This is a genomic window from Nocardia sp. No.11, assembly GCF_038752175.1.
Taxonomy (GTDB): domain Bacteria; phylum Actinomycetota; class Actinomycetes; order Mycobacteriales; family Mycobacteriaceae; genus Nocardia; species Nocardia canadensis.
In genome coordinates this window covers 65,200-75,987 of the sequence record NZ_JBCGFB010000015.1, presented here as the reverse complement: position 1 = coordinate 75,987, position 10,788 = coordinate 65,200, and the positions used below count along the sequence as shown (strand labels likewise).

Annotated in this window: 6 protein-coding genes; 4 read left to right on the top strand and 2 right to left on the bottom strand. The window is 70.6% G+C overall.

Annotation, left to right across the window (positions count from 1 at the left end; all coding sequences use genetic code 11):
* Nucleotides 1–5,282: beta-ketoacyl synthase N-terminal-like domain-containing protein (locus V8688_RS07580; RefSeq protein ID WP_342800482.1), on the bottom strand; the 5,282-nt coding region annotated here is incomplete at its 3' end.
* A 185-nt stretch (nt 5,283–5,467) separates the two neighbouring features.
* Here V8688_RS07580 and V8688_RS07575 point away from each other — a divergent pair.
* The 4 genes from V8688_RS07575 (at nt 5,468) to V8688_RS07560 (ending at nt 10,512) form a co-directional block, all read left to right on the top strand.
* On the top strand, nt 5,468–6,373 hold the full coding sequence (locus V8688_RS07575; protein ID WP_342800481.1) for an SDR family NAD(P)-dependent oxidoreductase: 906 nt from the start codon (nt 5,468–5,470) through the stop codon (nt 6,371–6,373).
* Nucleotides 6,360–7,568: a lipase family protein gene (locus V8688_RS07570; protein ID WP_218718050.1), complete on the top strand. Its 1,209-nt coding sequence runs from the start codon at nt 6,360–6,362 to the stop codon at nt 7,566–7,568. Before V8688_RS07575 ends, V8688_RS07570 begins: the two co-directional genes overlap by 14 nt.
* Nucleotides 7,569–7,603: 35 nt before the next feature.
* Entirely contained in the window at nt 7,604–8,791 is a 1,188-nt protein-coding gene (locus V8688_RS07565) for a lipase family protein (protein ID WP_218718051.1), read from the top strand.
* Between the two features lie 167 nt (nt 8,792–8,958).
* Nucleotides 8,959–10,512, top strand: coding sequence for an acyl-CoA carboxylase subunit beta (locus V8688_RS07560; RefSeq protein ID WP_342800480.1), 1,554 nt, complete (start codon nt 8,959–8,961; stop codon nt 10,510–10,512).
* A 58-nt stretch (nt 10,513–10,570) separates the two neighbouring features.
* On the opposite strand, the gene V8688_RS07555 is transcribed toward V8688_RS07560, so the two are convergent.
* On the bottom strand, nt 10,571–10,753 hold the full coding sequence (locus V8688_RS07555) for a hypothetical protein (RefSeq protein WP_342800479.1): 183 nt from the start codon (nt 10,751–10,753) through the stop codon (nt 10,571–10,573).
* Nucleotides 10,754–10,788: the final 35 nt, after the last annotated feature.

The following is a 10,788-nucleotide window of genomic DNA, read 5'->3' as shown; positions in this document are numbered from 1 at the left end:
CCGCGCCGGCTGGCCAGCAGCAGATGCCGCACGCCGTGGGCGGTGACCAGGTGCCGGGCGGCGAGCGCGCCCAGGCCGCCGGTGCCGCCGGTCACCAGGACGGTGCCGTCGGGGTCCAGCGGGGCCGGGACCGTCAGCACGTACTTGCCGACGTGGCGGGCCTGACTCAGCTGCCGGAACGCCTCCGGCGCCCGTCGCACATCCCAGCGCGTCACCGGAAGGGGGCGCAGGACACCGGATTCGAACAGGCCGCGCAGGTCGGTCAGGATCTCGTGCAACCGGTCGGGGCCCGCCTCCATCAGCAGGAAGTTCTGGTAGCCGACCCCCGGGTACCGCGCCGCGATCTCGTCGGGGTCGCGCAGATCGGTCAGGCCCATCTCGATGAAGCGGCCCCCGCGCGGCAGCAGGCGCAGCGACGCGTCGACCTTCTCGCCCGCCAGCGAGTCGAGCACGATGTCGACACCGCGGCCCCCGGTGACCGCCAGGAACTTGCCCTCGAACTCGGTGGTGCGGGTGTTGCCGATACGCTCGTCGCCGAAACCGTTCGCCCGCAGCACATCCCATTTCCCGGGGCTGGCCGTGACGAACAGGTCGAGCCCGAGATGACGGGCCAGCTGCACCGCGGCCATCCCGACACCGCCGGTCGCGGCGTGGATGAGCAGCGACTCCCCTGCCCGCGCCCCGGCCAGGTCGACCAGAGCGTAGTAGGCGGTGGCGAACACGATCGGCGCGGCGGCGGCGTCCTCGAACGACCAGCCCGTCGGGATCGGGATCACCGTCCGCCGGTCGGCCACCACCGTGGCGCTCACGCCGGTGAAGATGCCCATCACCCGGTCGCCGGGCGCGAAGTCCACCACGTCGGGTGCGACCTCGATGACGACACCGGCGCCTTCGCCGCCGATGGCGGTGTTCGGGATCGGGTACATCCCGAGCACGATCAGGACGTCACGGAAGTTCACGCCCGCCGCGCGGACCGCGATGCGGACCTGCCCCGGTGCCAGCGGTGTGGGCGCGGACTGTTCGGCGAGGAACATGTTGTCCCCGTTGAGGGTGCCGCGACCGCGATCGACGAGCTGCCAGTCGCCGCCGTCGAGCGCGTCGGCCGATCCGACCGTATCCGCGCCGGCGCGAACCAGGCGGGGCGCGTGGGATTCGCCGTGCCGGATCGCCAGCTGGGGTTCGGTGGTGAGCGCCGCGGCGGCACGGACCGCCTCGCGATAGTCGGTCCGCCCGTCGAGATCGAGCAGGGTGATCCGGCCGGGGTGCTCGTTCTGTGCGGTCCGCAGCAGACCCCACACCGCCGCGCCCGCGAGATCGCCGATGTCCTCGGCGCTGTGCACGGCGACCGCGCCGGTGCTCACGAACACGATCCGGGCCCGGGTGAACCGATCATCGGCGAGCAGGTCCTGGACGACGGTCTGGACCGCGATCACCTGCTCGTGCGCGGTCGCCGGGTCGGGGGCGGCACCGGGCACCCGCACGACGACGAGGTCGCCCGCGCCGCGTGCGCACTGCTCCACCACGACCGCGCCCTCGGCGAGGGTGTGCCATTCGCCGTCGTCGCCGATCGCGTCGGGTGCGGGGACCGTCACCCAGTTCAGTTCGAACAGGCCGCCGTCGGTCGCCGACGGCCGCTGTTCCAGGAGGTCGAGCGAGATCTCGCGCAGCGCCAGCGATTCCGCGCGGGCGACCGGCCTGCCCGTCGTATCGGTCAGTTCGAGCGCGATCCGGTCCGTTCCGGCGGGGGTCAGCCGGACCCGGAGTTCGGCCGCGCCCACCGCGAACAGCGACACGCCTTCCCAGGCGAACGGGAGCCGCACCGTGCCGGACTCGGTCGGTCCGACGGTGCCAGTCGCGATCATCGCGTGCAGCGCCGCGTCCAGCAGCGCGGGGTGCAGACCGAACTGCCCGGCCGCGCCGGCGTCGGCCTCGGGCAGGGCCACCTCGGCCAGCACCTCGGCACCGTGGCGCCAGATCCGGCCGAGCCCGCGGAAGGCGGAGCCGTAGTCGTATCCCGCCGCCGCCATCGCCTCGTACGGGTCACCGAGAGCCACCGCGACGGCTCCCGGCGGCGGCCACGCACCGGTGGCGGCCGCGGCCGGATCGGTCGCGGCCCGCACGGTGCCCGTGGCGTGACAGGTCCACGGCAGGTCGGACCCGGTCGATGTCTGCGGGCGGGAGTACACCCCCAGGGTGCGCTCCCCCGACTCCCGCGCCGCGCCGACGAGCACCTGGATCTCCACCGCGCCCGGCTCGGGCAGCACCAGCGGCGCTTCGAGCACGAGTTCACCGACCTCGGGGCAGTCCACCCGTTGTCCCGCGTGCCAGGCGAGTTCGACGAAGGCCGTCCCGGGCAGCAGAATCGCGCCGCCGATCCGGTGACCCGCCAGCCAGGGGTGGGTGTGCGGCGACAGCCGCCCGGTCAGCAGCAGCCCGCCGTCCTGGGCGAGATCGACCTTGGCGCCCAGCAGCGGATGGTCCGCGGCGGCGAGTCCGGCGCCGCGCACATTGCTGCTCTCGGTCACCTCGAGCCAGTACCGGTCGCGCTGAAAGGCGTAGGTGGGCAAGTCGATCCGGCGGGCCCCGGAACCGTCGAACACCGAGACCGGATCCAGCGACGTCCCTGCCGAATACAACGCCGACAGTCCCAGGGCGAACGCGAGGTCACCGGCCAGGCCGGGCCGTTGCAGCGCGACGGCGGTCACCGCCTCACCGTCGTCGACGATCTCGTGCACCATCGCCGTCAGGGCGGCGCCCGGCCCCATTTCCGCGAAGCAGTCGACACCGCCCTGCTCGCGCGCCCACCGCACCGCGTCCAGGTAGCGGACCGGTTCGCGCAGATGGTTGACCCAGTAGTCCGGGGAGCACAGTTCGGTCACCTCGGCGACCTTGCCGGTGAGCGCCGAGATCACCGGCACCGTCGGCGGATGATAGGTCAGGCCGCGACATACCTGGTCGAATTCCGCGAGGACCGCGTCCATGTGGGCCGAATGGAACGCGTGACTCACCAGCAGCCGGGTGGTGCGCACGTCCTCGGCCGTCAGCTGACCGGCGAGCGCGTCGATCGACGCGCTCGCGCCCGACAGGACCACCGACGCGGGCCCGTTGACGGCGGCGATGCTCACGTCGTCGTATTCCCGGACCAGCTCGGCGGCGGTCGCGGCGTCCGTGGCGACCGCGATCATCGCCCCGCCCGCCGGTCCGGACTGCATGAGCCGTCCCCGGGCCGCCACCAGCGCGCACGCGTCCGGCAGCGACCAGACGCCGGCCACCTGCGCCGCGACGATCTCCCCGATCGAATGGCCCAGCACGAATGCCGGTCGCAGGCCCCAGGATTCGGCCAGCCGGTAGATCGCCACCTCGGTGGCGAAGAGCGCGACCTGGGTGATCTCGGTGCGGTCCAGCAGGGCGGCCCGCTCGGTGCCCGGCGCGGCGAAGACCACGTCGAGCAACGAGAGCTCGAGGTGCTTGTCCAGCTCCTCGCAGACCTCGTCGAAGGCCGTCCGGTACACGGGATAGCTGTCGTAGAGCTCGCGCCCCATGCCGACGCGCTGCGCGCCCTGCCCGGGGAACATCGCCGCCGTCACCGCCGCACCGGCCGTGCCGCGCACGACGTTGTGCGCGGACCGATCCTCGGCGACCGATCGCAGTCCCGCGGCCAGCTCGTCGAGATCGTGTCCCACGATCACGGCGCGATGGTCGAACCGCGCCCGGGTATCCAGCAGCGAGAAGCCGATGTCGACGGCGTCGGTGGCGACGCCGGACTCGACCGCGCCGAGCAACGCCGCCGCCTGCGCCACGACGCCGTCGGCCGAACGGGCGCTCAGCACCCACGGAATCACCGGCGGCACAAGGGCATCAGCGGACCGGGCCACGTCCTGCTCGGAGTCGCCGCGCTCGACGATCACATGCGCGTTGGTGCCGCTGATACCGAAGGACGACACCGCCGCACGCGGCGGACGACCGGTCGCGGGCCACGCCTGGGTCTCGGTCGCCAGCCGCACCGCGCCCGCGGACCAATCCACGTGCGGCGTCGGCTCGTCGACATTGATCGTCGGCGGCACGAGCCCGCGCCGCATCGCCATGACCATCTTGATCAACCCGCCGACACCGGCCGCGGCCTGGGTATGGCCCATGTTCGATTTGAGCGACCCGAGCAACAGCGGCTCCGCCCCGTCGCGCTCGGCGCCGTAGGTCGCCAGCAGCGCCTCGGCCTCGATGGGATCGCCCAGCCGGGTCCCGGTGCCGTGCGCCTCGACGACGTCGACCTCGTGCGAGGCCAGCCCCGCGTCGGCCAGCGCCGAGCGGATCACCCGTTGCTGGGATCGTCCGTTCGGCGCGGTCAGGCCGTTGGACGCGCCGTCGGAGTTCACCGCCGTGCCGCGCACCAGGCCCAGGATTCGATGGCCGTTACGCCGGGCCTCGGAGACCCGCTCGAGCAACAGCATGCCGACGCCCTCACCCCACGCGGTACCGTCGGCGCCCGCGGCGAAGGACTTGCACCGGCCGTCGGCGGCGAGGGCGCGCTGGGTGGAGAACGCGACGAACGCGGCGGGTGTCGCCATCACCGTGACACCGCCGGCCAGCGCCAGCGTCGACTCGCCGGAACGCAGCGATCGCACCGCCTGGTGGATCGCGACCAGCGACGACGAGCAGGCGGTGTCCACGGTGACCGAGGGCCCCTCCAGCCCGAGCACATAGGACACCCGGCCGGAAGCGATGCTGGAGGCCTGCCCGGTCATCAGGAAGTGCTCGATCGTCTCGCGCACCCGTTCGTCGATATCGCGCGAGGACGGGCCCTGCATATCCGGCATCAGGCCGACGAACACACCGGTGGCGCTGCCGCGCACCGTGGTCGGATCGATCCCGGCCCGCTCGAACGTCTCCCACGCGGTCTCGAGCACCAGCCGCTGCTGCGGGTCCATCGCCAGGGCCTCGCGCGGACTGATGCCGAAGAAGTTCGCGTCGAACGCGGTGGCGCCGTCGAGGAAGCCGCCCGTGCGGACGTACGACTTGCCTGGCAGCCCGGGTTCGGGATCGAACAGTCCCTCGACGTCCCAGCCCCGATCGGCGGGCCACTCCGACACCAGGCTGCGCCCCTCGACGGCCGCCTGCCACAGCTGCTCCGGCGAGGTGACCCCGCCCGGGTAACGGCACGCCATTCCGACGATGGCGATCGGCTCGGTGGCTCGCGCTTCCACGTCGTCGAGACGCTGCCGGGTGACCTGCAATTCCCGGACGGCCTTCTTCATATACGTGCGTAGTTCGTCTTCGCGAGCCATACGGCAAACATCTCCTAGCTAATCGACAGCTGCTCGGGCACTGACGGCGTCACGCTATGTCAGCCGATGACCGAATTCCGGACGCGCAGGCCGTCTTTGGGAAACGACCAGCCCGCGCCGCGCCGCGTTTGACGTTTTCCAAACGCATTGCCATCGGGATTCCGCAATTCGTAATGTCGGGCGCCATGGCAAGGACTCCCGATCCGATACCGGATCAGCACGGCCGGCGATTCGTCATCACCGGGGCCAACGGTGGCCTCGGCGCGGAGGTGACCCGCGTTCTCGTCGCCCACGGCGCCTCGGTGGTCATGGCCTGCCGTAATCCGCGGCGCAGCAGCGATATCGCGGCACGCGTGGGGGGCGATGTCACGGTGGCCGAACTGGATCTGGCCGACCTGACCGCCGTCGCGCGATTCGCCCGGCAATGCGGCGAATTCGACGTGCTGATCAACAACGCGGGCCTGATGAATGTGCCGTTCGCGCGCACGGCCGATGGTTTCGAGACCCAATTCGGGGTCAATCATCTCGGCCATTTCGCCTTGACCGGGCTCCTGCTGGACCGAGTCCGCGACCGGGTCGTCTCGCTGTCGAGCATTTCGCACGGTTGGACGCGTTCCCTGCCGCTCGACGACCTGCGTTTCGAACGCCGCCGGTACTCGCGCTCGACGGCCTACGCCGAATCGAAACTGTCCACGTTGATGTTCGGCCGGGAACTGCAGCGCAGGCTCGCCGAGCACGGGTCGCGTCTGCGGTCGTATGTGGTGCATCCGGGCGTCTCCCCGACCGGCCTCGTCGCCCACACCGAGACCCCGCTCGACTACGTCGCCGAGCCGTTCATCCGCCTCGTCGGTCAATCACGCGCCGCCGCGGCACAATCCATTCTGTACGCCGCGACCTCGCCCGACGCGGACCCGCACACCTATTGGGGGCCGACCAAGCTGTTCAACACGCGGGGCGCGATCGGCGCGTGCCCGTCGAGCGCGCTCTCGCGCGAGCGCTCCCGCTGGCAGCAGCTGTGGGAGGTCTCCGAGCGGGCCACCGGTATCGGTTTCCGGATTCCCGCGCCGGGGGTGAGCCATGAGGATCGCTGACGCCCGCGCACTGGCCTGCGCCGTCTTGGCCGGCCTGCTCGTCGCCGGCGCTCAGCCCGCGACCGCCGCGGTGCCGCTGTATCCGACGCCGGACCCCGACCCCTTCTATTCCGCGCCCGCCGACCTCGCGAGCCGGGATCCCGGGGCGGTCCTCGCGGTCCGCACGCAAGATCCGCTGCCGTATTTCCCCACGGCCACGGTCACGCTGATCAAGTTCCGGTCCACCGATTCCCAGGGCAGGCCGATCGCGGCGACCACCACGATCCTCACCCCGAACGACCACCGCCCCGGCGGGCCGCTGCTGTCCTACCAGCACATCATCAACGGTCTCGGCACGCAGTGCGCGGTCTCGCGCGCCCTCTACGCCTACGACCCGAACCTGCTCTACCGGGCCGTTCCGCTGCTGAACACGATGCTGCTGCGAGGCTGGAGCATCGCGCTGCCCGATCACCTCGGACCGAACGCCGCCTACGGCGCGGCCCGGCTCGGCGGCCAGATCACCCTCGACGGCATCCGCGCCGCGCTCCGGGTGCCCGAACTCGGCCTCGCCGACAGCCCGGCGGCCATGCTCGGCTATTCCGGCGGCGGAATGGCGACCGGCTGGGCCGCGGCCCTCGCGCCCCGGTACGCCCCGGAACTCCGGCTGGTCGGGGCCGCGCAGGGTGGTGTGCCGATGAACATCACCACGATGGCCCGCGCCCTGGGCTTGGCTCCGCACCCCATGTTCGGGCTGGCCATGGCCGCGGCGCTCGGGCTGGAACGCGAATACCCGGACCGGCTGCCGATCAGCGGACAGCTCAACGACACCGGCCTGGCGGTGCGCGAGGCGATGTCCAACGGCTGCACGGTCGAACTCATCGCCGCGGGCGCCATGCACAGCGCGAGCGACCTGGCCTCGACCGTGTCCCTGATCGACGACCCGAGGGCGTGGGCGGTAGGCGACGAGAACAGCCTCGAACTCTTCGACGGGGTGCCGACGATGCCGATCTTCGAATGGCACACCCCGGTCGATCCGCTGATCCCCGTCGACGCGGTCGTGCACACCAACCAGCGCTACTGCCGGGCCGGAACCCCGGTCCTGTCCGAGCTCTACCCCAGTCCCGACCACCTCGCCACCGCGGTCATGGGATTCCCCTCCGCCGTGGCATGGCTCGACGCGCGGTTCCGCGGCGAACCCGCGCCGACCAACTGCTGACCACCCGCCCGCTCCACCGATGACAAGGATCCACCATGCGCCGGATCTGGACGGCCGCCCTGACGGTGCTGTTCTGCGCTCTGTCCGCCGGTTTGTTCGCCCCCGCGGCGGCCGCCGAACCCCTCTATCCCACACCGAACCCGGACCCGTTCTTCACGGCACCCGACACCCTCGGCGACCTCGCCCCCGGTGACGTGGTCCGTACGCGCAAGCTCGACACCGGGCTCTACGCGGGCACCGACATCTGGCACGTCGCCTTCCGCTCCACCAATTCCGCGGGGCACCCCATCATGGGCGTGACCACCGTGCTGATCCCGGTCGGCGTCCACAACCCACCGCTGGTGTCCTACCAGGCCCTGATCAACTCTCTCGGCACCAAGTGCAACCCCTCGTACTCGTTGCTCAACGAGGAAACCCTCGACGCCTTCGGCGCGGTGCTGCCGCTGAGCCGGGGCTGGGCGGTCGCGCTGCCGGACTACCTCGGCCCGACCGTCGCCTACGGCGCCGCCAAGCTCAGTGGCATGGTCACCCTCGACAGCGTGCAGGCCCTGCAACGCGCGACCGAACTCAGCCTGGGTCAGTCACCGATCGCACTGGCCGGGTACTCCGGTGGTGGCATGGCCACGGCGTGGGCCGCCGCTCTGCAACCCACCTACGCGCCCGATCTGACACTCGCCGGCGTCGCCGCGGGCGGTATTCCGGCCGACCTCGAGCAGATGGCCCTGGGCATCGGCTTCGGCCCGCACCCCGGGTTCGGTCTCGCGTGGGCGGCCGCCATGGGCCTGGAACGCGAATACCCCGAGCGACTGCCGATCTCGGACCAGCTCAACGCCGAGGGCCTGTGGTTCCGGGACTTCACCCACGACGAATGTCGCCGCTTCCTGCTCCTGCACGGCGCACTGCGCAACGCCGAACAGCTCGCCGCCACCAAGAGCCTGATGGACAATCCCGACGCCCGCGCCGTGCTGCGCGAGAACAGCTTGCGCGACTACCCCGGCATCCCCGAAACCCCCACCTTCTTCTGGCAGGGCGTCTTCGACGAACTGACCCCGTTCGACGCCGTCGCCGACGTCGCGGACCGGTACTGCCGCGCGGGGGCACCGATCACCTTCTCCCGCTACGAGATAGCCGAACACATGACCACCGCGGTCGCGGGTCTGCCCGAAGCCTGGAACTTTCTGGAGGCGCGCTTCCGGAACGAACCCGCGCCCGCGCGCTGCTGAGCGCGACATGGCCGACGTAGTCCATTGTGTTCGACCGGACAGTGACGGGAAGACGACATGACGACCGACTGTGAACTGTCCCTGAGACTCGGCGCTTCGAGCCCGAGCGCCCCGAATCCGCCTAACGTCTGCGCCAGCACAGTAGTAGCTGAAAGGTGGCGGTAGGCGTGGCGAGTACGCAGGCGAAGCTCGAGCAACTGGTCGACATCCTGGCGATCGCGGCAGAGCCCGCCGGCGAGGCCGGCGTCGCCAAGCGCGCGAAGAAGGGCATTCCCAGCGTCCGCGAGCGTCTGCGCATGCTCCTGGACCCGGGCACCTTCGTCGAGATCGGCGCGTTCGCCCGCCAGCCCGACCAGCCCGACGCCCTCTACGGCGACGGCCTGGTCACCGGTCGGGGACTCATCCACGGGCGGCCGGTCGTGGTGATCGCCCACGACCAGACCGTCTACGGCGGGTCGGTCGGCGTCACCGCGGCGCGCAAGTTCATGCGCGCGTTGAAACTCGCCTTCGACAATGCCTGCCCGGTGGTGACGATCAACGACTCCGGCGGAGCGCGGATCCAGGACGCGGTCGGCTCGATCGCCTCCTTCGGCGACATCTCCCGCGTGCTGGAAAAACTGTCCGGCTATGTGCCGCAGGTGTCGATCATCCTCGGCAAGTGCGCGGCGGGGTCGGTCTACGGGCCGATCAACACCGATGTGCTCATCGGCACCAAGGATTCCTACATGTTCGTCACCGGGCCGGAGGTGATCAAGGCGGTCAACGGTGAGGACATCTCCGCCGAGGACCTCGGTGGCGCCGAGATCCAGGCCAAGCGCGGCACCCTGCATCACATCGCCGACACCGAGCAGCAGGCTTACGACTGGGCCCGCAACTACCTGAGCTACATGCCGACGAGCTGCCTCGAACAGCCACCGATCGTCAATCCCGGGCTGGAGTCGGAGATCACCGCCCACGACCTGGAACTCGACGCGATCATCCCGGATTCCGACCGCGCAGGCTACGACATGCACGACATCTTGCTGCGCATCTTCGACGACGGTGAATTCCACGAGATCCGGGCCCTGTTCGCCCCGAACCTGATCACCGGCTTCGCCCGGGTCGACGGCCACCCGGTGGGGGTGATCGCCAATCAGCCACTGGTGCTGGGCGGTTCGATCGATGCCGCCTGCTCGGACAAGTCCACCTACTTCATCCGGCTCTGCGACGCGTTCAACATCCCGCTGGTCTTCGTCGTCGACACCCCCGGCGTGCTGCCCGGCCTCGAACAGGAAGCCGCCGGTGTGATCATCCGCGGCGGTCGGGTCCCCCGCGCGATCATCGAGGCGACGGTGCCGATCATCAATCTGGTGGTGCGCAAGTCCTATGGTGGCGCCTACGGCATGATGGCCGCCCGGCAGGTCGGCGCCGACATCAGCTTCGCGTGGCCGACCGCCCGTATCGCGGTGATCGGCGCCGAGAGCGCTGTCGACCTCATCGGCAAGCGCCAGCTGGCCGCCGTGCCCGAGGAACATCGCGCCGCCGCCCGCGATTTCATGATCAACCAGTACAACGAGACGGTCGCCACCCCGTGGATCGCGGCCGAACGCGGCTACATCGACGCCGTCATCGAGCCGTCCCGCACCCGCCTCGAGATCCGCCACGCCCTGCGCCTGCTGCGCGACAAACCTCCGGTCACCCCCGAATTCAACCCGCGCAAGCACGGGATCTACCCGATGTGAGCCCGCCGTCCCCCGGTCGCGGAGGAAGCGCTGTCCACCGCCGACATCGGCGGTCGGGCTAGCTGTCGCGGACGTCGACCGAGGGCCGGGCGGAGTCCAGGGCTCTGGTGGTCGTCACCATCGCGGCGGCCAGCCCGATCGAGCCGGCGAACGCGAGCGGCAGCGAGGACGTCAGTGTCACCAGCCCGAAGAGGAAGAACACGCAGGTGGCCAACATGATGATGGTGCTGGTCAGATCCATGCTCGGCGTACTCGTTGTCCGATTACGTGAGTTGG